26 protein-coding genes are annotated in these 26,176 nt (G+C 53.5%); 14 read left to right on the top strand and 12 right to left on the bottom strand.

All coding sequences use genetic code 11. From position 1 onward, the window contains the following. Nucleotides 1-43: 43 nt before the first annotated feature. From FOA19_RS21375 to FOA19_RS21355, 5 genes are all read right to left on the bottom strand, one after another. On the bottom strand, nt 44-739 hold the full coding sequence (locus FOA19_RS21375) for a TIGR04283 family arsenosugar biosynthesis glycosyltransferase (RefSeq protein ID WP_149092870.1): 696 nt from the start codon (nt 737-739) through the stop codon (nt 44-46). Beyond that, nucleotides 732-1,097, bottom strand: a complete 366-nt coding sequence (locus FOA19_RS21370; RefSeq protein WP_149092869.1) for a hypothetical protein — start codon at nt 1,095-1,097, stop codon at nt 732-734. Before FOA19_RS21370 ends, FOA19_RS21375 begins: the two co-directional genes overlap by 8 nt. Continuing rightward, complete coding sequence (locus FOA19_RS21365; RefSeq protein WP_149092868.1) at nt 1,094-1,693, bottom strand: TIGR04282 family arsenosugar biosynthesis glycosyltransferase; 600 nt, start codon at nt 1,691-1,693, stop codon at nt 1,094-1,096. Before FOA19_RS21365 ends, FOA19_RS21370 begins: the two co-directional genes overlap by 4 nt. Nucleotides 1,694-1,780: 87 nt before the next feature. Then, nucleotides 1,781-2,830: an arsenosugar biosynthesis radical SAM (seleno)protein ArsS gene (arsS, locus tag FOA19_RS21360; protein ID WP_149092867.1), complete on the bottom strand. Its 1,050-nt coding sequence runs from the start codon at nt 2,828-2,830 to the stop codon at nt 1,781-1,783. Between the two features lie 2 nt (nt 2,831-2,832). After that, complete coding sequence (locus FOA19_RS21355; RefSeq protein ID WP_149092866.1) at nt 2,833-3,168, bottom strand: arsenosugar biosynthesis-associated peroxidase-like protein; 336 nt, start codon at nt 3,166-3,168, stop codon at nt 2,833-2,835. Between the two features lie 320 nt (nt 3,169-3,488). On the opposite strand from FOA19_RS21355, the gene FOA19_RS21350 reads away from it, so the two are divergent. Both FOA19_RS21350 and FOA19_RS21345 read left to right on the top strand, forming a co-directional pair. Further along, on the top strand, nt 3,489-4,862 hold the full coding sequence (locus FOA19_RS21350; RefSeq protein ID WP_149092865.1) for an APC family permease: 1,374 nt from the start codon (nt 3,489-3,491) through the stop codon (nt 4,860-4,862). A gap of 77 nt (nt 4,863-4,939) precedes the next feature. Beyond that, nucleotides 4,940-5,923, top strand: a complete 984-nt coding sequence (locus tag FOA19_RS21345) for an aldo/keto reductase (protein ID WP_149092864.1) — start codon at nt 4,940-4,942, stop codon at nt 5,921-5,923. A 197-nt stretch (nt 5,924-6,120) separates the two neighbouring features. Here FOA19_RS21345 and FOA19_RS21340 read toward each other — a convergent pair whose 3' ends face one another. After that, nucleotides 6,121-7,071: an NADP-dependent oxidoreductase gene (locus tag FOA19_RS21340; protein WP_149092863.1), complete on the bottom strand. Its 951-nt coding sequence runs from the start codon at nt 7,069-7,071 to the stop codon at nt 6,121-6,123. A gap of 283 nt (nt 7,072-7,354) precedes the next feature. Here FOA19_RS21340 and FOA19_RS21335 point away from each other — a divergent pair, with 283 nt between their 5' ends. From FOA19_RS21335 to FOA19_RS21320, 4 genes are all read left to right on the top strand, one after another. After that, the gene (locus FOA19_RS21335) at nt 7,355-8,818 is read left to right on the top strand and encodes an aminoacyl-histidine dipeptidase (protein WP_149092862.1); all 1,464 of its coding nucleotides are present in this window, start codon (nt 7,355-7,357) and stop codon (nt 8,816-8,818) included. A 697-nt stretch (nt 8,819-9,515) separates the two neighbouring features. Beyond that, complete coding sequence (locus FOA19_RS21330; RefSeq protein WP_149092861.1) at nt 9,516-10,571, top strand: J domain-containing protein; 1,056 nt, start codon at nt 9,516-9,518, stop codon at nt 10,569-10,571. A gap of 165 nt (nt 10,572-10,736) precedes the next feature. After that, the gene (locus FOA19_RS21325; protein WP_149092860.1) at nt 10,737-10,928 is read left to right on the top strand and encodes a CsbD family protein; all 192 of its coding nucleotides are present in this window, start codon (nt 10,737-10,739) and stop codon (nt 10,926-10,928) included. A 250-nt stretch (nt 10,929-11,178) separates the two neighbouring features. Continuing rightward, complete coding sequence (locus FOA19_RS21320; RefSeq protein ID WP_149092859.1) at nt 11,179-11,601, top strand: hypothetical protein; 423 nt, start codon at nt 11,179-11,181, stop codon at nt 11,599-11,601. Nucleotides 11,602-11,707: 106 nt separating this feature from the next. On the opposite strand, the gene FOA19_RS21315 is transcribed toward FOA19_RS21320, so the two are convergent. After that, nucleotides 11,708-12,022: a hypothetical protein gene (locus FOA19_RS21315; RefSeq protein WP_149092858.1), complete on the bottom strand. Its 315-nt coding sequence runs from the start codon at nt 12,020-12,022 to the stop codon at nt 11,708-11,710. 235 nt (nt 12,023-12,257) lie between these two features. Between FOA19_RS21315 and FOA19_RS21310 the strand changes: the two genes are divergently transcribed. Beyond that, entirely contained in the window at nt 12,258-13,553 is a 1,296-nt protein-coding gene (locus FOA19_RS21310; RefSeq protein WP_149092857.1) for a TCR/Tet family MFS transporter, read from the top strand. On the opposite strand, the gene arsC is transcribed toward FOA19_RS21310, so the two are convergent. Beyond that, nucleotides 13,543-13,884: an arsenate reductase (glutaredoxin) gene (gene arsC, locus FOA19_RS21305; RefSeq protein ID WP_149092856.1), complete on the bottom strand. Its 342-nt coding sequence runs from the start codon at nt 13,882-13,884 to the stop codon at nt 13,543-13,545. The genes FOA19_RS21310 and arsC overlap by 11 nt on opposite strands. Before the next feature lie 98 nt (nt 13,885-13,982). On the opposite strand from arsC, the gene FOA19_RS21300 reads away from it, so the two are divergent. The 7 genes from FOA19_RS21300 (at nt 13,983) to FOA19_RS21270 (ending at nt 21,319) form a co-directional block, all read left to right on the top strand. Then, complete coding sequence (locus tag FOA19_RS21300; RefSeq protein ID WP_149092855.1) at nt 13,983-14,390, top strand: hypothetical protein; 408 nt, start codon at nt 13,983-13,985, stop codon at nt 14,388-14,390. Nucleotides 14,391-14,758: 368 nt separating this feature from the next. Beyond that, entirely contained in the window at nt 14,759-15,541 is a 783-nt protein-coding gene (locus FOA19_RS21295; RefSeq protein WP_149092854.1) for a hypothetical protein, read from the top strand. A gap of 227 nt (nt 15,542-15,768) precedes the next feature. After that, the gene (locus FOA19_RS21290) at nt 15,769-16,443 is read left to right on the top strand and encodes a Crp/Fnr family transcriptional regulator (RefSeq protein ID WP_149092853.1); all 675 of its coding nucleotides are present in this window, start codon (nt 15,769-15,771) and stop codon (nt 16,441-16,443) included. Next, the gene (locus FOA19_RS21285) at nt 16,424-17,134 is read left to right on the top strand and encodes a CatA-like O-acetyltransferase (protein ID WP_149092852.1); all 711 of its coding nucleotides are present in this window, start codon (nt 16,424-16,426) and stop codon (nt 17,132-17,134) included. Before FOA19_RS21290 ends, FOA19_RS21285 begins: the two co-directional genes overlap by 20 nt. 76 nt (nt 17,135-17,210) lie before the next feature. Continuing rightward, nucleotides 17,211-17,453: a hypothetical protein gene (locus FOA19_RS21280; RefSeq protein WP_149092851.1), complete on the top strand. Its 243-nt coding sequence runs from the start codon at nt 17,211-17,213 to the stop codon at nt 17,451-17,453. Nucleotides 17,454-17,706: 253 nt separating this feature from the next. Then, entirely contained in the window at nt 17,707-18,927 is a 1,221-nt protein-coding gene (locus tag FOA19_RS21275; protein ID WP_149092850.1) for a GAF domain-containing sensor histidine kinase, read from the top strand. Nucleotides 18,928-19,138: 211 nt separating this feature from the next. Beyond that, nucleotides 19,139-21,319, top strand: a complete 2,181-nt coding sequence (locus FOA19_RS21270; RefSeq protein WP_149092849.1) for a S9 family peptidase — start codon at nt 19,139-19,141, stop codon at nt 21,317-21,319. A 400-nt stretch (nt 21,320-21,719) separates the two neighbouring features. Here FOA19_RS21270 and FOA19_RS21265 read toward each other — a convergent pair whose 3' ends face one another. The 4 genes from FOA19_RS21265 to FOA19_RS21250 form a co-directional block, all read right to left on the bottom strand. Next, entirely contained in the window at nt 21,720-22,805 is a 1,086-nt protein-coding gene (locus tag FOA19_RS21265) for a fatty acid desaturase family protein (RefSeq protein ID WP_149092848.1), read from the bottom strand. A 216-nt stretch (nt 22,806-23,021) separates the two neighbouring features. Continuing rightward, the gene (locus tag FOA19_RS21260) at nt 23,022-23,948 is read right to left on the bottom strand and encodes an alpha/beta hydrolase (RefSeq protein ID WP_149092847.1); all 927 of its coding nucleotides are present in this window, start codon (nt 23,946-23,948) and stop codon (nt 23,022-23,024) included. A gap of 99 nt (nt 23,949-24,047) precedes the next feature. Continuing rightward, on the bottom strand, nt 24,048-24,554 hold the full coding sequence (locus FOA19_RS21255) for a DinB family protein (RefSeq protein ID WP_149092846.1): 507 nt from the start codon (nt 24,552-24,554) through the stop codon (nt 24,048-24,050). A gap of 100 nt (nt 24,555-24,654) precedes the next feature. Then, a complete protein-coding gene (locus FOA19_RS21250; protein WP_149092845.1) occupies nt 24,655-26,148 on the bottom strand; it encodes a peptide MFS transporter in 1,494 nt (497 codons plus the stop codon). Nucleotides 26,149-26,176: the final 28 nt, after the last annotated feature.

The following is a 26,176-nucleotide window of genomic DNA, read 5'->3' as shown; positions in this document are numbered from 1 at the left end:
ATTAACCTTTGCCCTGCCCCTTTGTTTCAGGGATTGACAGGTACTACAGCTTGTGTTTTCTGATCAGTTTTTTATAAACGGCCACTAAATGCGGCTGGGAAAACCCCAGGTAATAGAGACTCCAGATCAGGTAAAAGATGCCCTGCATCCGGAACACGCCGTTGTCCACGTATTTGCGGGCGGAAGTCACCACTACGTGGGGCAGCACCTGGAACTTGCCCAGCTTCTTCAGCCGATGAATGATTTCCTGGTCTTCCATCACGGTCAAGTCTTCCCGAAAACCGCCACTTCTAGCAAATATGTCCCGGGCCACAAACAAACTCTGATCCCCGAACCGAAGACCATTGACGTTGAACCGGGTAAACCAGGCATTGGCTTTCAAGAACCAGTGCGGATGATCAAAAGCCAGCCGGAAGCACCCGCTTTTTGCTCCCTGCCGGTAAGCGCCCAGAATCAAGTCGATAAACTGGCGCGGTGGAATGCTGTCTGCATGCAGGAAATACAGGATTTCTCCTTTTGCCACGGTGGCCCCTATGTTCATCTGCGCGCCCCGGCCTTTGCGGGCACTGGTGATGACTACCGCCCCGTGCGCCTCCGCAAGGCGGACCGTGTCATCTGTGCTGCCGCCGTCTACCACCAGTATTTGCGGCTCGTGCTTACCTGCGGCGGCCCTGATCTGCTGAATGGTCTGCCCCACCTGGTCGGCCTCATTGTACGTGGGCACGATGACGCTAAGCATACGTTTTCAGTTGATGCGAGACAGCCCGCTTCAGGTCTTCTAACGAGGAACAGTGCTCCAGGGCCGGCTTGTCTAGGATGACTTCTAACGCATGATCCTTTTGCAAAAAAACCGCGGGCAAAGGAGTATCCAAGCCAAACTGACGGGTGAATTCATCTTTGTGCAGAAACACAGCTTTAACCGGCAGTTGCTGCACAAAGGTTTTCCACTCCTGCTTTTCAGAGAAATGGCCGTAAGTTAGGGCACACAATTGGCAGGCATAGGTGCTTGGTGACAGGAGTTTGTGGGCGAAGTCTGTGACGGTGCTGAAGAGATCGCTATCAGCGTTGTAGACGAATACCAAGTGGGGTTCCTTCATAGCCAAATTGGTTGGAGGTGAACCAGATCTTTTTCCTCGTCTATGTCATGCAAGGTAGGCAACACGTCATACCTCAGTTGGCTCTGCCGGCATTTGGCCAGGGTGGTTTCGCAAACCGAGGAAGTACTCCAGGCAATGGTTTCAAACAAATCACCATACAACGTTTTCATGCCTAAGAGATAATACCCCCCGTCAAACGCTGGCCCTACCACTACGTCTTTTTCTTCCAGCATTGTGAAGGCCGCGTTCACGATTTCGGCCGTGAGGCCGGGGCAATCGGTCCCGATGATCACCGCTTTTGAAAAGCCCTGCTCCAGAACCTCGGCGAAGGCGTTCTTCATGCGTTGCCCCAGATCGGCTCCGTGCTGCACCGCTTTGGCAAATCCATCGTCCCAAAGCCCGTTTTCCTCTACCTGCTCTGAATAGTACACCACCCGATGCGCATGTATTTCCTGGCACACTTCTTTGGTATGGCGCAACAGTTGTTGGTACACCTCCAAGGCCTTCTCGTTCCCCACCGTAGCGGCCAAACGGGTTTTCACCTTACCGGGTACCAGGTTTTTCACGAAGATGATGAGTGCGCAGCTTGCTTGCATGGCGTACCAGAAGGGAATTGTTTTAACCTCAGTTTTCTAAAAGTAAGCCGGAATCAAAAGGAGCTTTCATGAACCAATCGGTTGGAGTTACGCCACTGCCCCGCCGCAACTGCTCCCGGCCCCGGCGGTGCACCCGTAACAGTGTTGGCCTACCACAATGGCGCGCTGTTGAAGTTCCTCGCTCCTGAAAGCACTGATGTGTTGGCTTCCGCCGTTCACTTTCAATTCCAGCATCTGGTTGAAATCGCAGTCATAGAGATATCCGTCCCAACCTACAGAGATTGTGTTTCGGCACATGACGTTGGCCGCCGCCACCGGGTTGTAGGAGGCTACCAGTTTTTCCATGTAGCTTTCATAGTTGCCACTAGCCAGCAGATAGTCCAGGTACCGGCTGATGGGCAGGTTGGTAATGGCAAACAGGTGGTTGAATTCCAGGTTGAACCTTTCCTTCAAAGCCTGCTTGTATTCTCTTTCCAGCGCTTCCTGGGCAGGAGGCAGAAAAGCCCCCGCCGGGTTGTACACCAGGTTCAGGATCAGGCCGGTTCCTTCTTTGCCATACCCTACCTCGTTGAGCATCTGCAAGGCTTTCATGCTGTCTTCAAACACCCCGTTCCCGCGCTGACGGTCGGTGCGGTCCTGGGTGTAAAACGGCAGCGAGGACACCACTTCTACCCCGTGTTGCTTGTAAAAGAGCGGCAAGTCATGGTACTTTTTATTGGCTCTGATAATGGTCAGGTTGCAGCGCACCATTACGTGCCGGCCCAAGGCCGCGATCTCCGAGACAAACCACCGGAAATGAGGGTTCATCTCTGGGGCGCCGCCGGTCAGGTCCACGGTTTTCAGGTGGCGGTTTTCCTGCAGCACGTCCAGGCACTGTTGCATGGTTTCCTGGGTCATGATTTCCTTCCGGTCTGGGCCCGCGTCTACATGGCAATGCTTACAGGTCTGGTTGCACATCTTCCCGATGTTGATCTGCAGGATTTCCGCGGGCAAGGGCTTCAGGGGAAAAAGACCTGATTTTTCCAATTTGTCCTGAAAAGGCTCCAGCATGAAATCGGCCCGGGGCCCGTACTGAATGATTCCTATCTGCTCCTGGGCGATGGCCAATATACTTTGCTGCGCTTTAAGTGACTTCATGCTTACATGGAGATATCCTTTACCTTGTTCATCATCTGTACCCCATGCACCAAAGAGGCGCCTCCCCTAATGGCGCACGCCACGTGCACAGCTTCCATCATCTGTGGTCCGCTCCAGCCTTTCTCCACGGCATCGGTGCTGTAGGCGTCTATGCAATACGGGCATTGCACGGCATGGGCCACGGCCAGGGCAATCAAAGATTTTTCCCGGGCGGTCAACTCACTGTCTTTGAAGACTTCGCCGTAATAAGAAAAAAACTTGTCGGCCAGGCTTTTCTGGAAGTCCCCAACATTCGCAAATTGAGCCAGGTCTTTGGCGTGATAGTAGTGCTCGTTCATAAAACTGAGTTTAATTGGTTTGGCTCCCGGGGAGCGGGTTCAAGCTGTAAACCGCCTAAAAGTAGCATTGTTTCTACCGGGTAAACGGTTGGGCTGCAAAGAGGTAAATAGAACTTTCTCCTTTACGAAGGGAAGGGGTAATAGGATTTCTCCCCCGGAAAGCCCCCACTTCGTACTTACTCAGACTAAATCGTTCATCGCTCAGGACAAGGTTTCGTAACTTCTGCTATCCAAAGGGAAACCAACCGCTGTTGAGTTTGCCAATTTTCTTTTCACCATCTTCAACTAAACAAACGTCCTGTTTCTGATTTTACTTCTACATGTCTGCACCTCACTTAGAACGCCGATTGGGCCTGGCACAGGCCACGGCCATTAACATGATTGACATGGTGGGCATCGGGCCGTTCATCACCCTACCCATGGTTATTGGTATGATGAACGGACCTTACTTTCTGTATGCCTGGATTGCCGGGGCGGTGCTGTCCATTGTGGATGCCATGATCTGGAGCGAGTTGGGTGCGGCGTTCCCGCGGGCGGGCGGCAGCTACAACTTCCTGAAGGAAGCCTACGGCGAGAAAGGCGCAGGCCGGTTCATGAGTTTCCTGTTTGTGTGGCAGACCATGATTCAGGCGCCGCTGGTGATTGCCTCGGCGGCCATCGGGTTTGCGTCTTATTTCTCGTATTTGGTCCCGTTGACTGATATTACCTCTAAACTGGTGAGCGGCGGCGTGGTCATTCTCATTGTGGTGCTGCTGTACCGCAAGATTGAATCCATTGGCAAGATCAGCGTGCTGCTGTGGGTAGGCGTGCTGCTGACCATGGCCTGGATCATTGGCGGGGGATTGGCCCACGGAAACTTCCTGCAGCCTTTGCGCGAGATGAACGAGGGCCTCTCCGTGAACTATGGGTTTGTGGCCGCCATTGGGTTTGCGAGCGTGAAAACCGTGTACAGTTACCTGGGCTACTACAACATCTGCCATTTAGGGGCCGAAATCAAAAATCCCACTCAAAACATCCCGCGCAGCATGTTCTACTCTATTGCGGGCATTGCGGCCTTGTACCTGCTCATGAACATCAGTGTGGTGAGCGTGGTGCCGTGGCAAGAGGCCAAAGACAGCGAATTTGTGGTAAGCCTGTTCATCCAGCGCCTGGCCGGGGACACTGCCGCCGCCGTGGTTACGGTGCTTATTTTGTGGGTGGCCTTCGCCTCGGTTTTCTCCGCTACGCTAGGCTATACGCGCATTCCGTATGCGGCCGCGGCCGATGGTGCTTTCTTCAAGGTCTTCGCCAAGCTGCACCCCACCAAGCATTTCCCGCATTATTCTTTGCTGTTTTTGGGCGGCGTGGCCTTTGTGTTCAGCATGTTGTTCCGGCTGAGCGATGTCATCAGTGCCATTCTGGCCATGCGGATTCTGATTCAGTTCATCGGTCAGGGCGTGGGCTTGTTGCTGCTCCGGAAGAACCGTCCCAAAGAGGACTTCCCTTACAAGATGCCGCTGTTCCCGCTGCCGGTGATCATTGCCCTGGTCATGTGGGCGGGAATTCTGCTATCAACGGGGACTACCATGGTCATCTCGGGGCTGGTGGTGATCTCGCTGGGTACGGTGGTCTACTTCATTAAAGCAAAACTGAACCGGGAGTGGCCTTTCAGACCCAATGAACCGGTGCAGCCCCTGGACCGGCCTTCTTCTTAACCCCAATTTTGGTTGGCCAAATTGGCCCGAAGGGCGTACACAAGATTTTCTGATTTCACGCTTAAAACAGCACTGTTATGGTTTATAGAAGATTAGGAAACACCGGAGAACGGCTCTCGGCGATTGGTTTGGGGTGCATGGGCATGAGTCAGGCATACGGCACCCGTGACGATGACGAATCCATTGCCACCTTGCACCGGGCGCTGGAACTGGGCATCAACTTCTGGGACACCGCCGATGTCTACGGGCCGCACCACAACGAGAAGCTCATCTCCAAGGTGCTGGTGCCCAACCGCGACAAAATTTTCATCGCCACTAAATTTGGGTTCCGGAACCACGAGGACGGCAGCATGACCTTTGACGGCTCGCCGGCCTACATGCGCACCGCCGTGGAAGGCAGCCTGAAACGCCTGAAGGTAGACGTGATTGACCTGTACTATGCCCACCGCGTGGACCCCAACGTGCCCGTGGAGGAGATGGTAGGCGCCATGGCCGAGTTGGTGCAGGAAGGGAAAGTGCGGTACTTGGGCTTATCTGAAGCCTCGGCGGCCTCCATCCGTAAGGCGCACGCAGTGCACCCCATCACGGCCGTGCAGTCTGAGTACTCGCTCCTCACCCGCGATGCCGAGCAGGAGATCATTCCACTGTGCCAGGAACTGGACATCGCGTTTGTGCCATTCAGTCCGCTGGTGCGCGGTCTGGTGACCAATACCGTGGACGTGGGGAGCCTACCGGAGGGCGACATGCGCAAGTCCCTGCCCCGCTTCAAAAACCAAGACAACTGGGATAACAACCAGAAACTGGCCCAAGCCTTCGCGGAGTTTGCGGCAAGTAAGAACTGCACGCCGGCCCAGTTGGCGCTGGCCTGGGTTTTGTCGCAAAGCGAGGCCATCATTCCTATTCCGGGGACCAAGCGCAGAAAGTACCTGGAGGAAAATGCCGCCGCCGTTGACGTGCAACTCACCATCTCAGACATCAAAGGCCTGGAAGACCTCCTGAAACAATACCCCCATGTGGGCGAGCGCTACAACCCAGAGCAGTATAGATTGGTGAATAATTAATAGTTGGTGAGCCGAACCCACCCCTGCCCCTCCGAGGAGGGGAATACCAGATTATGTGGAATTTAAGTTTCTATGAAATTTTCAACGGGGCCGAAGAATCCCCTCCTCGGAGGGGCAGGGGTGGGTTCTGTTTAGAGCCTGTTTTAGCAGAAACAGGCCCTAAACAGAACCCACCCCTGCTAAATGATTACCAGCTTTTACGGCACCACCACTATTTTGCCGGTGGTATGGTGACTGGCTATCTGCTGCAGAGCTTCCGCGGCTTGGTCTAAGGAGTATCTCTCACTGACGCGTACTTTCAGGTGCCCTCCCTCGGCTAGTTCCCGCAAATGCTCTAGTTGGGTGGAGTTGGGTTCCACGAAGACATATTGGAAATCAATGCTCTTGTCTAAGTCTTCGCCTGTGTTCAGAATAGAGATCAGCTTGCCGCCCGGCTTTAGGGCGATGAGGCTTTGCTGCAAGGTCTCGCCACTGGCGGCGTCAAAGATGAGGTCCACGCCCTCGGGCACGATCTGCTTCACCGCCTCGCCTACGTGGGTGCCGTTATAATCCACGGTATGGTCGGCGCCTAGTTCCTGCATGAACGCGTGGTTTTTCTGGCTGGCTACGCCAATGACGGTAGCGCCTTTCCACTTGGCCAGTTGAATACCCAAGTTCCCGATTCCGCCGGAGGCGCCCAAGATCAGTACGGTTTGGCCGGCCTGCAATTGCCCCGCATCAAACATAACCTGATAAGCCGTTAGCCCTACCAACGGAATGCCGGCGGATTCTTCAAAGCTCAGGTTTTTAGGCCGATGGGCCAGGTAACTCTCTGGAATGACAATGTACTCGGCGAAGGTGCCGTGCTGTACTACGGGCCGGCGGGCGTACGCGTACACCTCGTCGCCCACGTTGAAGCGGCGGGCGCTGAAACCGCGGTCTTCCACCACCCCGGCCACATCCCACCCCGGGATGGCCGGAAAATGAACCGGAAGTTTGCTGCTTAACCAACCGGCCATTACTGCATTGTCTACTGGGTTCACAGCGGCCGCTTTCACGCGCACCAGCACCTCGCCTTCCTGCACTTGAGGGATTTCCAGTTCTCCTATTTTTATTTTATCGGGGCCGCCAAACGCTTCATAGAAGGCCGCTTTCATCTGTCTTGCCATGTACTTCAAGGTTAAATTTTACACGAAAACTAACTTTGTTTTACTCTCTAGAGGCCAACTGGTTTTGCCCAACGCAGAATCTGGTTCCGTTTTCCGGGCTATCGATCGAATTGTTTTGGGGCGGATTTTAGAAAAACGACCCTTAAATAAGCTGCGGTTTGGCAAAACCTGCCTTGTCAGTAGTGCGTTCAGTTTATTACCTTTACCCTACCAACAGAACCCCCAACTGCGCCCCGCCGAAGCTTCCATACTTCCCCCGGGGATAATCGTCAATGACTTATTTATGAGCACCCAGATAGAATCTTTAGAACCCAAGGCCCTGTGGCAGAATTTCGCGGCGTTGAACGCCGTACCCCGTCCGTCTAAGAAAGAAGAGCGCGTAATCAAGTTCATCCAGGACTTCGGGAACAGCCAGGGGTTTGACACCATCACCGATGAAGTGGGCAACGTCATCATCCGGAAACCCGCTTCGCCCGGCATGGAAGACCGCCAGACCGTGGTGCTGCAGAGCCACCTGGACATGGTGCACCAGAAAAACGCCGACACCGAGTTTGACTTCCACAGCCAGGGCATTGACATGTACGTGGACGGTGACTGGGTCAAAGCCAAAGGGACTACCCTGGGCGCCGATAACGGCATTGGGGTAGCTACGCTCATGGCTTTGCTTGTTTCCAGGGATATTGCGCATCCGCCGTTGGAGTGCCTTTTCACCATTGACGAGGAAACAGGCATGACCGGCGCCATGGGCCTGAAAGGCGGCCTGCTCACCGGCTCCATCCTGCTCAACCTGGACACCGAGGATGACCGCGAACTCACCATAGGCTGCGCCGGCGGCGTAGACGTGACCGCCACCGGCTCTTACAATGAGGAGCACATTCCGTTTGACTTCACGGCTTACCGCCTCAGTATTACCGGTCTCACCGGCGGCCACTCGGGCATGGACATCCACCTGGGCCGCGGCAACGCCAACAAGCTCATGAACCGCATCCTGTACCAGGCGGCGGCAAAATTCAACGCCCGGGTATACAGCATTGACGGCGGAAGCCTGCGCAACGCCATCCCGCGCGAGTCTTTCGCCGAGGTAGCCGTGCCAGAAGCCAAAGCCGAGGTTTTTGAGCAGTTTTTGCTAAAACAGGCCGAAATCCTGCAAGAGGAATACACCTTCACTGATCCAAACCTGCAGGTGCTGGCCGAGCCCATTGACTTGCCTTCGTACGCGATTTCCTACGATTTCCAGAACCAGTTGCTGCGCGCGCTCTACGCCTGCCCTAACGGCATTTACCGCATGAGCCCCACCATTGCCGGTTTGGTGCAGACCTCCAACAACCTAGCCCGCGTGCTGGTGAAAGACGGCTCCTATTCTATCCAGTGCCTCACCCGCTCGTCGGTAGACACGGAGAAGTCAGATTTGGCGCAGGCCATCCAGAGTACGTTTGAACTGGCGGGCGCCAGCGTATCCCAGAAAGGCTCCTACCCCGGCTGGACTCCCAACCCGGAGGCCACCATTGTGAAAACCATGACCCACCTGTACCAGGAACTGTTCCAGGAACAGCCCCACGTGAACGCCTGCCACGCCGGCTTGGAATGCGGGATCCTGGGCACCCATTACCCCCAGATGGAAATGATCTCCTTCGGCCCCAACATCACCGGCGCCCACTCTCCCGACGAGAAAGTCCAGATCAGCTCCGTCCAGAAATACTGGCGTTTCCTGCTGGAGACCCTGAAACAGATTCCGGTAAAGGCGTAAGTTCATTAATAAGATTGGCAGCGTTCTAGCTGATCTACAACGTAAAGTAGGGGCACCTCTTGTGGGTGCCCTTTCTGGTTGCCACCTTTTGTAAACGTTGGATTGGGTGAATTTGAAAGGCATGTTCTCGCCCTTTGGAAGGAAGAACTTCTTCAACTGTGGAAGCCAAGGAGAAAAAATTGCGCAATAGGCAAGCAGATGAAATGAACAGGTGAGGCCAGCGCCTCACGGCAGTTGCAAACTGCCGGTCATTGTGGGTCCAAGTCACAGACTTGAACCAGGCAAAGTTAACCCACCCCTACCCCTCCGAGGAGGGGAATAAAAACTTCTCAATAGCTCCCTCCTTGGCAAAGGTAATGCAGGGGCATTTCGCCGTTTCAAAAAGCAAAGCCTTTGGCTAAATGCACCAATTCCAGCCTTTCGGTTGAGCGCCTTGTCAGGTTCCGGTGCCGCAGGCATTGCGACCGCAGGGAGCAAAGGAAGCTGGCGCAGCGCGAGGCCGGAAGGCGGGGCCTCGCGGCCGTGAGCGCACGGAGCCCAGCTATGTAACAACACAGCTTATGCACCCACGAAAATACCAGCGCCACGCCAGCATAAACGGACTACGAATTCACAAAATCATAAGCAATAAAAAGCAGCTCAAACAGCTGCACCAGTAATCAGAATACAAGTTAATCCTAGCCCCGCTCACCACCCCATGTCAAACGCTGAACACCTCCCCCAATTTACCCCACAGGCAAAAGCCTCCCTCTCCCAACTGCAGCAGCAATTCAACGCCAGCATCCAGACCATTGACCACCTGAAAGCGCAGTTAGCGGAACGGGCAAAGATTACAGAAGTGGCGCGGGCGCGGGTGCAGAAAGAGATTCAGCCGTTGGTGCGGGAGATGGTAAAGCGGCGGGTAGCGCTGGTGCAGCTGCTGGACGAGGCCTACCACCAGGAAAGTTTTCCGCAGTTGGAAAAAGAAAAATTGGTCTCCTTTATCATCGAGCAAGCCTCTACGCTGGTGCACCAGTACGAGGCGCAGGAACTGGCCGAGTTGCTGCAGCGGTACACGGCGCCCGCGCCAAACCCGGAGAAGGACCACCATGCGACCAAATCAGAGACCCAGAACCTGCTCAAAAACGTGCTGGGGCTTGACGTAAACCTGGAGGACCTTTCTAACCTGGAGGCGTTCCAGACTCGGCTAGACCAGCAGATGCAAGAGGAGCAGGAAAGACGCGAAGCCCAGCGCAGCCATCGGCAGAAATCAAAGGCGCAGCAGGCCAAGGAAGCCAAGCTGAAGGCCCAATTGGAGAGCATCAGCAAAGCCAGCCGCCGCCTGTACACCACCCTGGCCAAACTCCTGCACCCAGACCGCGAGCGGGATGCCGCCGCCCGCGTCTGGAAAGAGGAGGCCATGAAAAAGGTGACCATCGCCTACCATCAAGACGATTTCTTTGAGTTGCTGCGCCTGCAGATGGAGTTTATGCACGAGCAGGAGCAGCTTTTGACCCAGGTTCCCGAAGACCAGCTCACCTACTACGTGCACCTGCTGCAGGAGCAGATCCAGGAGATGGAAGACGAGCACAGCAACTACTACATGGGGCCAGATGCCCAGCTGTACAAAGAGTTCGGCGGCACGCCCAAGCAGATGGAGGCCAAGTTCAGGAGCGCGAAAAAAGGGCTTCGGGAAGAAATCCAGCATCTGGATTACGCTCTGACGGATTTCAGTTCACCGGGCTCTCTGCGTGAGTTCCTGAAAGGACTTTAGGTCCGTTCTTCATAAATCAGGTTCTGCTGTTTTAAGGCCGTTTTCCGGAAAGCACCTTTAAAACAATTGCTGTTTGCTTGGGTGCAGGTACCTACATCAACCTTAGTATGGGAAGGCGCGTATATACTTACATACCTATATGTGACACTTTAAATACTGAGAACCATGCACGAAGCAGAATATAGAACCCGAGGTAACTGGAACGAGGTCAAAGGCAAAATGAAACAAGCCTACGGCGATCTTTCCGACGACGATCTCACTTATGACGAAGGTCAGGAAGATGAGTGGCTGGGCAAGCTCCAGCAGAAGATAGGGAAAGCCAAACATGAAGTGAAATCATGGATTGACTCTCTCTAAGCATTGCAGCAATGTTAAAGTCCCTTGCTCAGCCTGTTCGGTAGAGCGGGGATTTTGCGTTTATAGGCGTTTGTGCGCTCCGTTTCAAGCCCAATTTTCCAGAAATAGACCCCAAACGCCTGTTTCCTCAACCTCCGGAATCTGCCTGCTTGCCTACAAGTTTCAGGGGCAAATGCCTGTCTTTTTTCTGGGGTACGTGACGCATAGTTTCAGTTGGATTACAGTACCTTTACTGTCGTAAACTGTTCCAATGATTTTATATCAGAATGGTCTAATTGAATTAGACTATAATCCCGCCACCGATGTTCTCCATGTGACGCTGCCAGACGCGCACCACATTGGTATTTCTGAACTTAAGCGCTCCCTTGACACCATTGCCTCCTACATCCAGAGCTATGATGTGAAAAAGCTTCTGCTCAACAGCAGCAACACCCTGCTCCACGACATGGATGATACCGTTTACCGCGGGGTAGTGGCCCAGTTCTTCACCGATCTCAAGAAATCAAGGCTGCAACGGATTGCGCGGGTGGGCACGCAAACCCCGTCCCACGAGATACGGTCGGCTAATGTCACCGCTGCGTTACGGCAGGAACTGGCGGCCTCTTTCGTGCTGGAGACCTTCCCTTCTGAGCCCAACGCTTTGCAGTGGCTTCTGCAGCCTACCGCTAATTGATTTAATCCTCCTTCAGTCAGTTCATATCTTTTAAACATCAGAATTCCTTAGGCAAAAAAAAGACCTGCTCTTTTAAAGCAGGTCTGGTAAAATGGGGCGTAAAGCGCTACTGCACCTGGGCAATCTGCACGGTAGGGTGGTCTTTACCAAAGGCCTCAAAAGCTTTCTGCTGATTGGCACCTAAGACTATTACCAGGGCAGCGGCGTATTTTTTGTTGACGGCCGCCACATCAGCGCCTGGGGCAGCCACTTCCTTCAACCTGGCAACTTCCAGGTTCCTGATCCTTAAATAATGGTACTCATTCAATTGTAAGGCTTCTGCAATGGTGCGGGCAGTGGTGGTGGCGGAAGGCAGGGTTCCGGCAACAGTACTTCCCAAGAGAGTGAATGTTAAGAGTAGGGCGGCGTACAGCTTTTTCATATTCTATGATTTTTTATGATATTTTGTATATAATATCAAAGATGTCGTTTTAATTCACTGAGCGTTCCTGAATTAGTCAAATGCACCTTTATAGCGGATAAACACATTTATTTCGTCGTTAAACCATATAGGGTTTACAGCTTAAAATGAGCCGCTTGTCACACTATTCTGATTTATTTCCCTTTGTGGGGGCAAAACCTTATCTTTTGCGGCATTTCCAAAAAACAGGGTCAAAATGAAAGGTCAACGCAAAGCAGCTTTAGGGTTCATCTTTGTGACATTGCTCATTGATGTCATCGGGTTTGGGATTATCATTCCAGTGTTGCCCAAGCTGATCAGTGAACTGATCCACGGGAGCCTGAGCGAGGCCTCGCTTTACGGCGGGTGGCTCATGTTCGCGTACTCCATCACGCAGTTCCTATTCTCGCCGGTACTGGGGAACCTTTCAGACAGATTCGGCCGGCGGCCGGTGCTGCTGTTCTCGCTTTTCGGGTTTGGAATTGACTACATCCTTTTGGCGATGGCGCCTAACATAGGCTGGCTTTTCGTGGGCCGGATCATTGCCGGTATTACCGGGGCCAGCATGACCACCGCTACCGCTTACATCGCCGACATCAGTACTCCGGAGAAAAGGGCTCAGAACTTTGGGATGGTGGGCGCGGCCTTCGGGTTGGGCTTTATCATCGGCCCTGTGATTGGCGGGGTGTTGGGGCAGTTCGGGGCCAGGGTGCCCTTCTACGCCGCGGCCGCCATCACGCTGCTGAACTGGCTGTACGGCTACTTCATTCTGCCTGAGTCGCTGGCGCAGGAGCACCGCCGCCCGTTTGAGCTGAAGCGCGCCAACCCAGTAGGCTCTCTCCTGCAACTCAAACGCTACCCCATTATCGCCGGTTTAGTGGGTTCCCTCATTTTCGTGTACATCGCGGCGCACGCCACCCAGAGCACCTGGTCTTATTACACCATGGAGAAATTCAAGTGGAACGAGGCTTGGGTGGGGTATTCCCTGGGTTTTGTAGGCTTGATGGTGGCCATTGTGCAAGGCGGGCTCATCAGGTACATCAATCCGGCGCTGGGGCCTAAAAGATCGGTGTACTACGGGTTGGGTTTGTATGCCTTGGGGTTTCTGCTGCTGGCCTTTGCCACCCAGGAGTGGATGATGTTCGCCTTTCTGGTACCGTATTGTCTGGGCGGGATTGCGGGTCCGGCTCTTCAGGGGATTATCTCCACCCAGGTGCCGCCTAATGAGCAGGGCGAACTGCAAGGTGGCCTCACCGGTTTGGTAAGCGCCACCTCCATTGTGGGCCCGCCCCTCATGTCCAATCTTTTTGCTTACTTCACCAGCCGACAGGCCCCGGTGTACTTCCCCGGCGCACCTTTCCTGACCGGGGCTGTGTTGACTGTGATCAGCGTGTTTTTGGCCGTGCGGTCTCTGTCGCGCCATGACTTGCAGGTGGGTCCGGGCACTGGTCCTCAAGCCTTGGTTCCGGCCACTGAAGAGGCTCCGGCCATTGCTCCCGGCCTTAGAGAATAGTCAGCACATTTTCGGGCGGGCGGCCTACTACGGCTCGGTCACCGTTGACTACAATGGGGCGTTCTATGAGCACCGGGTTCTCTGCCAGCACCTGCAGCCACTCGTCTTGGGTGAGGTGCTGACCGGCATACACTTCTTTGTAAAGCTTTTCGCCCTTCCGGATGATGTCCTCGGGCCCGGCCTGTAGTTTGGCCAGAATTGCCCGGAGTTCCTCCACGGTAGGCGTCTCTGAGAGATAAGGAACCACCTTTACTTCCTGGCCGGTATTCTGGAGCAGTTCCAAGGCCTGGCGGCTTTTGCTGCAGCGATTGTTGTGGTAAATAGTGATCATGTGTCTTCAACGATGGATTTAAAGCAACGGCACTGGACTCTGCCCAGAAAATTTCTTATATTTCATAAGTAGTTCCTGGCGTTCCAAACCGTAAGCGTATGTTGGTCCTCAAAGATAGTTTGGTTGAGTTACATTATGACGTAACCACCGATATCCTCTCCATGGGTTGGCCCGATTTGACCGGCTTTGCCCTCTCAGAGGTAAACCACTCCCTCAAGAAAGTCATTGACACCCTCAAGCACTATGACATCAAGAAGCTGTTGATAGATGGCAGGCAGAACAAAGTGGAGGTCACGGAGAAAGAGCAAAAGCAGGTGGCCCACCAGTTCAGCCTGGACCTGAGGCATACCCGCGTAAAGAAAGTGGCCCGCCTGGCTTCCTCTGACTGGGACAAGGAAAGACGCTCCCACCAACTAAGCGAAGAACTGAGCCACGAATTAACCTACTCTGTGCAGTACCAGGAATTCACCGATGAGCGCACCGCCCTGGCCTGGCTCAGAGCCTGACCTTCTTTCTATCCACGCAGAAAGTTTGACCGCTTCTTATCGTTTTAAAGCCGGTTTAATAAAAACAGCCCCTAAACGGAAGTCAACTTCCTTTCCTTTTAATACCTGTCTACCAGGGAAGAACTTTCTATCCGGAAGGTAGACATCCTAGAACCTGCTTATTTTTCAGCCGCGCCCAAACAGCTGCCTAAAATGGTATCCTGTTTGGGCGCGGCTTTTTCCGGTTTTACCCCAGCTAAATCTGCTTACAGCCGGAAATCCAACTCCGCCGTAGGGGCAAATCCTGCCAGCGCCTGTCTAAAGGAGAAAATTCAGATTCCCTACAGGTTGGGTGTCAATCACCAAAGACTTAAAAACAATCTATTCTTATGAAAACGCTTGCAAAATCCCTTGCTTTCCTTGCCTTCACCCTGTTTACCTTTTCCTGTTCAGAGGACAACCCCGAGCAACCCCAGCCCCAGCCCCAGCCCGGCAAAGTACTAGACGAGTGGGGCCAGTCTATGCTGCAGATAGAACAGATTGCCACCGAAATGGAACTGCTTGCCCGCGGCACCTATGCGAACGGCAGCAACTTTCTGGCGTGTTCCCAGGTGCAGAACGAACTTGACCCCGATGGGCTGGAAACGACCTTCACCTTCTCCGGATCGACTTGCGTGGACGGGAAAACCCGAAGCGGCACGATTTCCATGTTCACTAGCAACAAAACCAATTTGGAGGGTGTCATCTTCCTGGACGATTTTAAGGTGAACGGCACTACGCTGGAAGGAGCCTTTGCCTTCCAGATGGTACAGGTGCCCGGCAAGGCGGCTGCCCTAAGGTTAGTGAGCAGCAACGCGCAGGTAATTCCCGCCACCGGCAAATCCTTCAGCTACTCGTTCAACCGGGTAACGCACCTGAAAGAAGGCGCCGGCACCATGGATGATTCCTCAGACGATGTGGTGGAACTCTACGATGCCGACTATAGCTGCCTCAAACAAGACGGTGCTTTTCAGGCCTCCCTGCTGTCTCCGGTGATTCTTAAGAAATCCTGCGCCGCGCCAGCCAACACCAGACCAGTTCAAGGCAAAGTATTGATCAAGATGACGACCGGCCAGCAAAGCACCCTTAACTTCGGGGACGGTACTTGCGCCTCCCAACCTTATGCCGAGTAAAAGCCTTTTTTTAGAGAATCAGCTGTTTTAATCCTTCTTTTTGAAAAGCCGAGGTAAAACAGACCTTTCTTGCAAATGCCGGAGTCAGTGGATTCCGGCATTTTGCTTTATAGGAGATCCAAACGCTCGGTGCCCATCCTGGTAATTCTCAAGATTCATTTTGAAAGGACTTTCTGTTGGAGACAAATGTCCTTTCCTGCCTTGCCAGAAGGCCGTACGTTTGTGGCATGGAAGAGCATTTCTATACAGAGTACCGCACCCGAATCACGTCTTTCCTGCAGACGAACGGAACCTTGCTGGCGCACTACCAGATCAAGGAAGTTCAACTGAAAGCGGAGGACATTCTTTTGAAGCAGGGCACCGCGCCCAAGGGCGTTTACATTTTAGCCTCGGGTTTGGTGAAAGTGACCAGAACCACGGCCGCCGGACAGGTGTTCACCCTGGGCGTTTTTGGTCCCGGCGAGGTAGAGGGTGATGTGGAGGCGCTCATGCACATGCCCCATTTCTGCACGGTGCAGGCGCTTACCGCTTGCCGGTTGTACCATCTCACCAGTGAGGTGTTCCTGGAGATGCTGGCCCAGGAACAGGAGTTCAACCTGCTCATGCACCGCTCCATGGCTTCCAAAATGCTCAACACCTCGTTGCAGAGCTCTATCCAGAACACCAACCGGCTGTACTTCACGCTGCTCATAGTGCTGCGCGAGCTTTCCCGCCTCAATGAACTGCAGATCTCCAAACCGCTGCTCACCGAGTTGCTGGGCACCTCCCAAAGAAACCTGAACCGTTTGCTGCGCCAACTGGAGGAAGAAAACCTCATCCAAGTAAAAGGCACCCTGGTCACCCATTTAGACCGCCTAAGAATAGAAAAGAGAATAGAAACCTATGACTTCGAAGTACAATAAGCAACCATTCCCGGTAGAGGGCTGGGCCCGCGAGGAGCAGTTCCGCTTCTTCAAAACCTTTACCCAACCTTTTTTCAACGTACACACCCAGGTAGACATCACGCCGCTGTACCACCTGTGCAAGGAACAGAACCTGTCGGTGTTTCTGGGCTACCTGTACGCTACCCTGGAGGCCGCCCGCGCCACCGAGAGTTTCCGGCTCCGGCTGCAGGACGATGCCGTGGTGCTTTACGAGGGGTTGGACTTGTCCACCACCGTCCTCCGGCATGACCACGCCATTTCATTCGTGAGTTTGCCCCACCAGCCTTCGCTATCCAAGTTCTGCACCCACTCGCGGGAACTCATCTCCGCGGCCCAAGCCGGAAAGCAGCTGTTCATTGGCCACCAGGGTCCCGATCTGCTGCACCTCACCACCCTGCCTTGGTTTAAATCCACGGGCATAGAACACGCCTACTCGGTGAATCCTCAGGAAGCCGGGGTCCCTAAAATTGCCTTCGGGCAGTTGGAGGTTCAACCAGGCAAGGTAACGCTGCCGCTGAGTGTTTCCCTGCACCACGCCTTGGCAGATGGGTACCACGTGCACCTGTTCCTCCAGCAGATGGAAAGCGTGATCAGTAGGTTAGTAGAAGAATTTGCCACTGGTGAGCCTAGGCAAAAGGAACCTGTTTCTAGGGTATTTTCAGAAAATTAGCCCTAAAACCAGCAAACCATGATCCTTTCAAGTCTGCATCCGTTACATCCCAAATCCATTCTTAAAACTTATTGACATGACGCAACGGGAAGTAACCGATCAAGACAACCTCACCTGGACCTGTGTTCAAACCTACGCGGGCCTCAGCGACCAAGCCGCCGAGAAAGCCACTGAGCTTTCTGAGTCTGAGGAAGGCACCGTGACCGTGGTTTGCACGCCCAGCGGACAGGCGCAAACGGTTAGAGTAGAATTACCCAAAGATTGGCTGGAGAGTGTTTCAGACGAAGAATTGGTGCAAAAGATTGAACAAGGCCGGTAGAGCATCCCTTTAACGGGCTGCAGCCCTCCACATACGTAAGCAGGATTGAAGTTGGTTTACCAAGTGAAACATCTTCAATCCTGCTTTTTTATTGGCGCTGGTCTGTTTTTATACGTATTTACTTGACTGTATTACTACGATACCTGTACAGCCATGCTGAGGTTGAAAAAGATGGGTACTTTCTGTCCTTCCCCTTAAACCTAAGACCAAGGAAGTGGTTACCTCTTAAATCGGCCTTGCGCTTTAAATAAAAATGAGCCACGAACCACAATTTGAAAACGCGGTAGTCCCAGACTCCCTTATTCCTTCCAATGACCAGGACAGGCTGAAGGCCTTGTACCGGTATGAGATTTTAGATACGCCCACCGAGGCATTTTTTGATAGAATCACTGATTTTGCCCGAAAGGTTTTTGAAGTATCCAGTGCCTTTATCTCGCTGGTAGACCTGGACCGGGTGTGGTACAAATCAAACCTGAGTGGCTTAACGGTTTCATCGGTGAAACGCGAAGACAGTCTCTGCTCCATCACTATCCTGGAAAACAAAGGTGTTACGGTTTTCTCAGACGCGCAGCAGGTTCCGCGGCTCCTTTCCAGCCCTTATGTGAAAGCCAAAGGCGGCATCCGGTTTTACGCCGGGGCACCGCTCACCACCCATGACGGATTGAACTTGGGCACCGTCTGCGTGGTAGATGATAAACCCAGAGCCATCACAGAAAAAGAGAAAGAGGTCTTGCAAGACTTAGCCAAACTGGTGGTAGAGCAGCTGGAATTGCGGGCAGCCTCTCTGCGGGCGGTAAGAAAGCATGATGAACTGCATGCCGCAACCGTCACCGAGATTCTGCAGCCCATGGAGCAACTGGCAGAAACGTTACAGGAAGCAGTTAAGGACCCGTTATTGCCCTCCACCAGCAAAGCCTTGCTGACCGAGGCCGCAGAGAGCAGCCAGAACATCCTGCATTATACCCAGGCCCTGCTACTGGAATCAACCCAGGCAGATGAGCCTTTCCTGCTGCACCCAGAACCCACCTCAATTGCTGAAATAGCCCGAAGTACGGTACAAGAGCTGGAGCCAGTGGCCGCCGAGAAGCAGCAAGACATCTATTTCATGGTAGCCACCGGCCGGGTGTTGCGCGTAGACCCTGCACTCATGCAACAGGCCTTCAGCAACCTTATCCGGTTTGGAATTTCTTACTCCCCTCCTGCTTCCTTTATTGCCCTTGATATTTTTGAGGCCGATAACCTCCTGCACATAGAATTCACCTATGACCGCATCCATTTATCGGACCAGGATCTGAAGAAGCTATTCCTGCGGTATGCCAAATTGAGCATTGTAACCACCGGCAACGAGGCACTTTCTGGAGAGGAACTGGCCCAAGCCAAGAAGATTATTGAACAGCACAAAGGAAACATCTTTGCCAAGTGCCTGGAGCATGGCAAATCCTGTAAAGTGGTTATTGAATTTCCTATTTCTTAGGTCCTAAATTTCGGCCTTAAGCTTTCTTCCTTTTTCGGCACTTTTCTTAAAATAGAGCTCAAAACAGGAAGGGAATCTAAGGCTGGAACCAAAATACACCGCAGTACTCCCTCTTCTGCACAAAACCCTGCGGGCATGAAGGAATAAATTTCTAGCTTTAAGGCAGCGACCTTACCGTTGCGAAGCACGTTTCATTCTTCCTTCAAACCCTATGAACAAACAACTTACGGCTTTCCTGCTTTTCTGGTGGGCGAGCATTGCATGGACCCAGGCCCAGCAAAACAAAGACCTGGTGCAGGTCACCGACCTGCTCAAAATCAAACAGGTGGGCGCGGTGGCGCTCTCACCCGATGGCAAGCAGGTGGCGTTTACCGTGACGTCCATTGAACCAGACCCCGAAAAGAAAAACGATTTCCGGTACAACACCCAGCTGCACCTGCAGCCCACCAACGGAAGCCAACCCGCTCGCCAATTGACCTATGGCAACAGCAATGCCACCCAACCCACCTGGAGCCCCGATGGCAAGCAACTGGCCTTTGTGCGCGTGGTAGAGAGCAAACCGCAGATTTTCCTGCTTTCTTTCGCCGGGGGCGAGCCCCTGCAGCTGACCAAGTTCAAGTACGGCGCCAGCCAACCGCGCTGGAGCCCCAACGGACAACAGTTGCTCTTCACCTCGGGCATCGCCCTGAACGAACTCCTCACCGATTCCACCCTGAACCCTTCGCGCGAGCTGCCCAAGTGGTCTTATGAGAAACCAGGCTTTTTCCAGAACGAGAACCTGCGCACCAACACCGCCAAACCAAACCCAGACGGCACCCTGGCCGAGATCAGGGGGTACCTGGACCAGAACGAGAAAGACCAGAAAGCCAAAGTCATCAACCAACTGCGCTTCCAGGAAGAATCCACCACGTCCTCCAACCTCAACCTCTCCCACATCTTTATCATAGACGCCAAACCCGGCGCCACGCCCAAAGACCTTACCCCGGGCTTCGTCTCCAGCAGCAACGCCAACTTTCTGCCCAACGGCAAACAGGTCATCTTTGACGCCGATGCCGATGAGACCGAGAACCCCACCCGCTCCCAGGAAAACTCCATCTACCAGGTCAACACAGACGGTACTGGCTTGAAAATGATTTTGGGCAAGAAAGGCATGTCTTACTCCGGCGCTACCGTTTCGCCCTCGGGTAAATGGATGGCTTTCCAGTACAGCGCCTCCAACCAGGTCAACATTCCGGCCTTGGGCGTCCTGCCGGTAGGAGGCAAAGCTACTGACCTCGTGACCATTGCCTATGACCGTAATAAAAGCAATCTTACCTGGGACGAGCAAGACAAATACGTTTACTTCACCTCCCCTTCCAACGGCGGCGTGCTTCTGAACCGCGCTGATGTGAAGAAAAGGAAGGTAGAACGGCTCACCGACATCACCAAGGGTGTGGGTTCCTTTGACATAAAGAAGGGCCAGATGGCGTACGTGATCACCGAGATCGCCAATCCCAATGAACTGTATGCGGCTTCCGCCGATGGTAAGAAAGCGCAACGCCTTACTTCTGTAAACCAGGAATGGGTAAGCCAAAAGAAACTGAGCAAACCTGAGAAATTCACCTTCACCAACGCCAAAGGCCAAACCGTGGAATACTGGGTGATGAAACCCACCAACTTTGTGGAAGGCCAGAAATACCCGCTATTGCTGGAGATTCACGGCGGCCCAACCGCCATGTGGGGACCCGGCGAGAACAGCATGTGGCATGAATACCAGTATTTCACATCCAGAGGTTACGGGGTGGTGTACGCTAACCCGCGCGGCTCCGGCGGCTACGGCGAGGAGTTCATGCGCGCCAACATTAAAGACTGGGGCGCCGGTCCGGCCAGCGATGTCCTCACTGCCTTGGATAAAACCGTGGCCCAAGGCTGGGCCGATACGTCGCGCTTAGCCATCACGGGTGGTTCTTACGGTGGCTACCTGGTTTCCTGGATTCTGGGCCATGACAAACGCTTCAAGGCGGCTTGTTCGCAACGCGGCGTGTACGACCTGAGCACGTTCTTCGGGGAAGGCAACGCCTGGCGTTTGGTGCCCAACTACTTTGGCGGCTTTCCTTGGGAAGAAGCCCATAAACCCCTTATCCAAAGCGAGTCACCGCTGACGTACGTCCAGAACATCACCACGCCGCTCATCATCTTCCACGGCGAGAATGACCTGCGCACTGGCGTGATCCAAAGTGAGATGCTCTACAAGAGCCTCAAAGTCCTGAACCGCCCCGTGGAGTACGTTCGCCACCCCGGTGCCACCCACGAAATCACCCGCGCCGGCAACAACCGCCAACGCATAGACCAGATGCTCCGCACCTACGAGTTCTTCGAGCGGTACCTGCAGGCCAACCAGCAGGCAAAGTAATTGTTTGGTAGCAAGTAGCAGGTATAGGATTTGCTGAAGAAACAAAGGCACGTATTCTGTCCCCCTTTGAAACGGGTAGGGGGATGACAGAGACTGATTGAAGAACCGATAACATCTGCTAAGAGCAAGGGCAACCACAAGGGAGTGCCCCTACACTTTTTCAGAAACTCCATGATCAGCACGGGTGGCCATCCCCCTACCCCCTTCAAAGGGGGACGGAATGCGTGAAAACAAAAAGGACACCCACAAGAGGTGCCCCAACATTTCAATAAGACTACTTCTGTTTAGAACCTGTTTTTCTTAAAACAGCCATAAAAAAGAATCCCGCCTTGGAAACCAGGGCGGGATTCTTGTTCTAAACAGTTAGCTAAAAGGATAACACCTTAGCCCGAAGAATGTTTTACCGCTGCACCAGAACGGGCTGAAGCGCCAGTTGCTTCAGATGCGAGATGTGCGACATGATGGCCGTTCTGGTCTTAGGGTATTCATGGTAGGTCACCCCGAACTCGGCGCAGGCTTCCTTGATGATCTTACTGATGGCCGGATAATGCACATGCGAAATCCGGGGGAACAGGTGGTGTTCAATCTGGAAGTTCAGGCCACCAGTGAGCCAGGATACAACCTTGTTCTTAGTCGCGAAGTTGGCGGTGGTTTTGAGTTGGTGCAGCGCCCACTCGTCCTCAATGCGGTTCGTAGACTCCGTAGGAATCGGGAAATGCGCGTGTTCCACGGTGTGGGCCAACTGGAACACAATGCTCAGCACCAGCCCCGTGAACATACCGTACACCAGAAACCCAACCAACCAAGGCAGGAAACCAACGGTGTAAATTGGCACCACCACAAACAAAATAAAGTGCATCACCTTGAATCCCCAGAAGGAGAAATGGTCTTTGGTGGTCATTTTCTTGATGGGAATATCGCCTACTTTTTGGGTGAAATACTTCACATAATCGGTGAAGAAAATCCAGTAGATGTAGAGCATGGCGTAGGCACCCCAGAAGTAGTAATGCTGGTACTTGTGCAGCTTCAAGTGCTCCTGGTTTTCGCAGAGGCGCAGGAAGGGCTTGGCATCTAGGTCATCATCCACGCCGTCAATGTTGGTATAGGTATGGTGGATGATGTTGTGCTTGGTGGTCCACATGTGGATGTTGGCACCCAACACGTTCAGGGTCAAACCCGCGAGCTCATTCACCCACTTCTTGCGGCTGAAACTGCCATGCCCGCCATCATGCATGATGTTAAACCCAATGGCCGCAGTAACCCCGCCAATGAGCACGCATTCCAGCAAAGCCAGCAAGATAGGTGGGGTGAAAAACACCAGGTGCACGTACAGAAGCACCAAACTGGAGAGCAGCACCGCCGCTTTTATGTACAATTTATAATTTCCGGTGGGGTGACTGCCTTCCTGCTCAAAGTAGGCGTTGGTCCGGCGTTTTAACTCAGCATAAAAGGAAGTGGAAGGGGCAATAAACTTGGGTGTAGCCATAAAGGACGATAAAGTTGAAAACAAGCTATAGGGCTATCTCAACGGAAATCGTCAATCAAATCCATAACATCTTTGAAAGGTAACGCTTTCTCTGTACGTATTAATTCAGATTCCTTGAAAACAGCGGTTTTATTTTCAAGTATATACGGCTTCGGTAAATACGTAGATGTGTGGCCGGGCAAAATAAAGCACCTTCTACTTATAATCCAACTACGGCTACTTAGCCAGTAACTTGTTGCTGGCCAGCCAATTCACGCATCTTTCAAACCACAGGTCTTTGGTGGTGGGATTGATCATCCCGAAACCGTGGCCGCCGCCTTGGTAAATATGCAGCTCGCCGAGAATCTTGTGCTTGAGCAGCGCCTGGTAAAAGACCACGCTGTTTTGCGCCGGCACCGCGCCATCGTCTGAGGCATGCACCAGGAAGGTAGGCGGAGTTTGGGCGGTCACCTGCTGCTCGTTGGAGTAGGCCTGCAACTTCTCTTTTGAGGCTTCTTTTCCCAAAAGTCGCTCAAACGAGCCTTGGTGCCAAAAGGCTGGGTCGCTGCTGATGACCGGGTAAACCAAGACCATGAAATCGGGCCGCAAGGATAAGTTCTCCGGGTTCTGGATTTGGGACTGGTTGAAGTGGGTGCCAACGGTGGAGGCCAGGTGCCCGCCCGCCGAGAAGCCCAGAATGCCCACGCGCTGGGGATTCACGTTCCATTCCTTCGCCCGTTTGCGCACCAGGTATAGCGCCCGCTGGGCATCCTGGAGCGGCGTGATCTCGGGCTGGGAAGTAATAGCGGGGTCTGGGAGGCGGTACTTCAGCACGAAGGCGGTCACCCCCTGCTCCGCGAACTTGCGGGCTACGTCTGCCCCCTCGTGTCCCGAGGCCAGTATCCAGTATCCTCCGCCGGGGCAGATCACCACCGCAGTGCCGTTCGCCTTTCCTTTGGCCGGCAGGTAAACGCTGAGAGTGGGCGTGCGCACCAGGGAAATCATCTCCACTTTATCCGGGTTCACCTCGCGTTTCTCCTGGTCTGGCCCGGGCACTTCATTGGGGATCTTGCCTTCGTATAGCGGTATTTCCATAGGTTTAGATTGGCTGCTGGCGGCCAAGGAAAAGCCCGCCAGCGCGAGCAGAAGAATCATTTTTTTCATGGACAGTACGTTTCTGACAAAAGGAAAGCTGTTTTGGAGCCGATTTTCTGAAAACGGCTCCAAAACAGCCGTTGGATACATCGTTATAAATTCATCTGATCAGCTTCCCCACTTCTCATCGGCGGTGGGGCCGTACATGCCGGGCACCGGAACATCCAGCAGCCGAAGGTACACGCTCAATTGCCCCCGATGGTGGATGATGTGGTTCATGGCCAGGTTCCGGATGACCACCTGCTTTGGTAAGGAGAAAATCACGTGCCCACTACTGCGCAGCGTCCAGATTTTAGCAATCTCCACCACGTTGGTGTCATTCAAAGCTTTCACTGCTTTCTGGTAGTTTTCCTCAAAATGAGCCATTAACTCCTGGTGCGTGGTACCAGCGAAAGGCTTATAGGTATCCGGATTAAAATCTATTTCCTCGGTCTTCAAGGCAGTGGCAATGAACATGCCGGGCAACTCGGCTAAGTGAGCCGCCAGCGTTTTCAGCGACATGCTTTTGGCGTGCGGCTTCCAGTCAAAGTGCTCCTCGGGCACCCGTTCCAGCATCTTCCTGGATTTGGCAGCCTCCTCTTCAAACTGCCGCAGTAGCTTTTGGTTTAACTCCATCGTTCGGTCGTGGTTAGGTGTGGAAGGTACCGGTAAGTTAGAAAAAAGAACGGGAGCCGAAAAAAATTCCGGCTCCCGTTTTCAGCTCGTTTTTAGGATTCTAGCGCACCTCGCCCATCCACTTCCGGATAACCCGGCTGAACAGAATCAGCACCACCCCAATACCCAAAGACCACAGCCCGATCTGGTTCAGGATCTGGGCATAATAGGGCAAGGAAAGCACCGGATTGTCCACCACATTCTGCGGCACGCTCATGAGCGCCCCAATCTTGCTGGCCAGGAACTCCCCTACCGCGCTCGCGAAAAACCAGATCCCCATCATCATGGCCACAATGCGGGCCGGCGACAGTTTGGTGATCATAGACAACCCGATGGGTGAGATACACATTTCGCCGCAGATGATGAAGAAATACCCGGCAATGAAGGTGAACAGCGGAATGAGGCCACTGCCCTGGCTGGTGACGCAGCCCAGGTAGAACACGTAAAAACCCAGCCCCACCAGCACAAACGACAACCCGAACTTGGTAGGCGTGTTGGGTTCAATGCCTCGGCGGTTAAGCGTGGGCCAGAGCCAGGCAAAGAAAAAGCTAAGCACCACCACCCAGCCCGGCGGCAGGAAGTTGTTCACCGCCAGTGCCGGCAGTTCTATGCCCATCACATGCATGTCCACGTTGCGCATGGCAAAGAGGTTCAGCGATCCGGCGTTCTGCTCATAGAAAGACCAGAACAAGGCCGAGAACACAATGAGCACCAATGCCGCAAACAACTTGTAGCGTGCCGCCGCCTCCATCTTGAACGCGATGAACAAAATGTACAGGATAGACAAGGCCCCCAACCCGAACATGATAAAGTCCATGATCTCATAGCGGTTGAACAGCGCCACAATCACCGGAATCACCGCCAGCGTTGCCACGTAAATCACCACTTCCTTGCTGATGCCCGCGAACACTGGCTTTTTCAGGTCCTCCGGATTTGGCGGCAAGCCATAGTTGCCAAGTGACTTCTTCCCGATGGCGAACACCACCAGCCCCAGAATCATGAACAGTCCCGCCAACCCGAAGCCGTAATGCCAGTTGATCTGCTGCCCCACGTAGCCGCACAGCAAACCACCCAAGGCCGCCCCAATGTTGATGCCCATGTAGAAAATGGAGAAGCCGCTGTCTTTGCGTGGGTCATTGTCTGAATAGAGCGTGCCCACCAAACTGGAGATATTGGGCTTGAAGAACCCGTTTCCGCAGATGATGAAGGCCATGCCGTAGAAGAAGCTCCAATCCTCGGGCAGCGCCAAAACCAAATGCCCGATGGACATGAGAATTCCGCCGTACATTACCGCCTTGCGCCCGCCCAGAAACCGGTCAGACATCATGCCGCCGAACATGGGCATGGTGTACACCAAAGCAGCGTAGGAGCCTAAAATGGCGTAGCCTTTTGGTTCATCAAACTTAAGTTCAGAGATCATGTAGGCCAGCAGCAGGGCCTTCATGCCATAGAAAGAGAAACGCTCCCACATCTCGGTGAAGAAGAGCATGTAGAGCTGCTTGGGGTGTCCCGTAGCCGTTGGCGCTTCCGGGATCCTCGGTTCAGTTAAATCCATATCAGGTGCTAAACGGAAAATAGTTTCA

The organism is Rufibacter hautae, assembly GCF_008271695.1.
GTDB classification, from domain to species: domain Bacteria; phylum Bacteroidota; class Bacteroidia; order Cytophagales; family Hymenobacteraceae; genus Nibribacter; species Nibribacter hautae.
The sequence above is the reverse complement of the archived record's forward strand: the minus strand, read 5'-3'. Positions and strand labels throughout refer to the sequence as shown.

Bases quoted from the DNA above. Each gene is read 5' to 3' on its own strand.
- FOA19_RS21255 (WP_149092846.1), bottom strand. From the start codon at position 24,554: ATGGAGTTAAACCAAAAGCTACTGCGGCAGTTTGAAGAGGAGGCTGCC.
- FOA19_RS21310 (WP_149092857.1), top strand. From the start codon at position 12,258: ATGAAAGGTCAACGCAAAGCAGCTTTAGGGTTCATCTTTGTGACATTG.
- arsS (WP_149092867.1), bottom strand. From the start codon at position 2,830: ATGAAGTCACTTAAAGCGCAGCAAAGTATATTGGCCATCGCCCAGGAG.
- FOA19_RS21250 (WP_149092845.1), bottom strand. From the start codon at position 26,148: ATGGATTTAACTGAACCGAGGATCCCGGAAGCGCCAACGGCTACGGGA.
- FOA19_RS21315 (WP_149092858.1), bottom strand. From the start codon at position 12,022: ATGAAAAAGCTGTACGCCGCCCTACTCTTAACATTCACTCTCTTGGGA.
- FOA19_RS21370 (WP_149092869.1), bottom strand. From the start codon at position 1,097: ATGAAGGAACCCCACTTGGTATTCGTCTACAACGCTGATAGCGATCTC.
- FOA19_RS21340 (WP_149092863.1), bottom strand. From the start codon at position 7,071: ATGGCAAGACAGATGAAAGCGGCCTTCTATGAAGCGTTTGGCGGCCCC.
- FOA19_RS21265 (WP_149092848.1), bottom strand. From the start codon at position 22,805: ATGGCTACACCCAAGTTTATTGCCCCTTCCACTTCCTTTTATGCTGAG.
- FOA19_RS21275 (WP_149092850.1), top strand. From the start codon at position 17,707: ATGAGCCACGAACCACAATTTGAAAACGCGGTAGTCCCAGACTCCCTT.
- FOA19_RS21290 (WP_149092853.1), top strand. From the start codon at position 15,769: ATGGAAGAGCATTTCTATACAGAGTACCGCACCCGAATCACGTCTTTC.
- FOA19_RS21355 (WP_149092866.1), bottom strand. From the start codon at position 3,168: ATGAACGAGCACTACTATCACGCCAAAGACCTGGCTCAATTTGCGAAT.
- FOA19_RS21320 (WP_149092859.1), top strand. From the start codon at position 11,179: ATGATTTTATATCAGAATGGTCTAATTGAATTAGACTATAATCCCGCC.
- FOA19_RS21285 (WP_149092852.1), top strand. From the start codon at position 16,424: ATGACTTCGAAGTACAATAAGCAACCATTCCCGGTAGAGGGCTGGGCC.
- FOA19_RS21260 (WP_149092847.1), bottom strand. From the start codon at position 23,948: ATGAAAAAAATGATTCTTCTGCTCGCGCTGGCGGGCTTTTCCTTGGCC.
- FOA19_RS21300 (WP_149092855.1), top strand. From the start codon at position 13,983: ATGTTGGTCCTCAAAGATAGTTTGGTTGAGTTACATTATGACGTAACC.
- FOA19_RS21295 (WP_149092854.1), top strand. From the start codon at position 14,759: ATGAAAACGCTTGCAAAATCCCTTGCTTTCCTTGCCTTCACCCTGTTT.
- FOA19_RS21365 (WP_149092868.1), bottom strand. From the start codon at position 1,693: ATGCAAGCAAGCTGCGCACTCATCATCTTCGTGAAAAACCTGGTACCC.
- FOA19_RS21335 (WP_149092862.1), top strand. From the start codon at position 7,355: ATGAGCACCCAGATAGAATCTTTAGAACCCAAGGCCCTGTGGCAGAAT.
- arsC (WP_149092856.1), bottom strand. From the start codon at position 13,884: ATGATCACTATTTACCACAACAATCGCTGCAGCAAAAGCCGCCAGGCC.
- FOA19_RS21330 (WP_149092861.1), top strand. From the start codon at position 9,516: ATGTCAAACGCTGAACACCTCCCCCAATTTACCCCACAGGCAAAAGCC.
- FOA19_RS21375 (WP_149092870.1), bottom strand. From the start codon at position 739: ATGCTTAGCGTCATCGTGCCCACGTACAATGAGGCCGACCAGGTGGGG.
- FOA19_RS21325 (WP_149092860.1), top strand. From the start codon at position 10,737: ATGCACGAAGCAGAATATAGAACCCGAGGTAACTGGAACGAGGTCAAA.
- FOA19_RS21280 (WP_149092851.1), top strand. From the start codon at position 17,211: ATGACGCAACGGGAAGTAACCGATCAAGACAACCTCACCTGGACCTGT.
- FOA19_RS21345 (WP_149092864.1), top strand. From the start codon at position 4,940: ATGGTTTATAGAAGATTAGGAAACACCGGAGAACGGCTCTCGGCGATT.
- FOA19_RS21270 (WP_149092849.1), top strand. From the start codon at position 19,139: ATGAACAAACAACTTACGGCTTTCCTGCTTTTCTGGTGGGCGAGCATT.
- FOA19_RS21350 (WP_149092865.1), top strand. From the start codon at position 3,489: ATGTCTGCACCTCACTTAGAACGCCGATTGGGCCTGGCACAGGCCACG.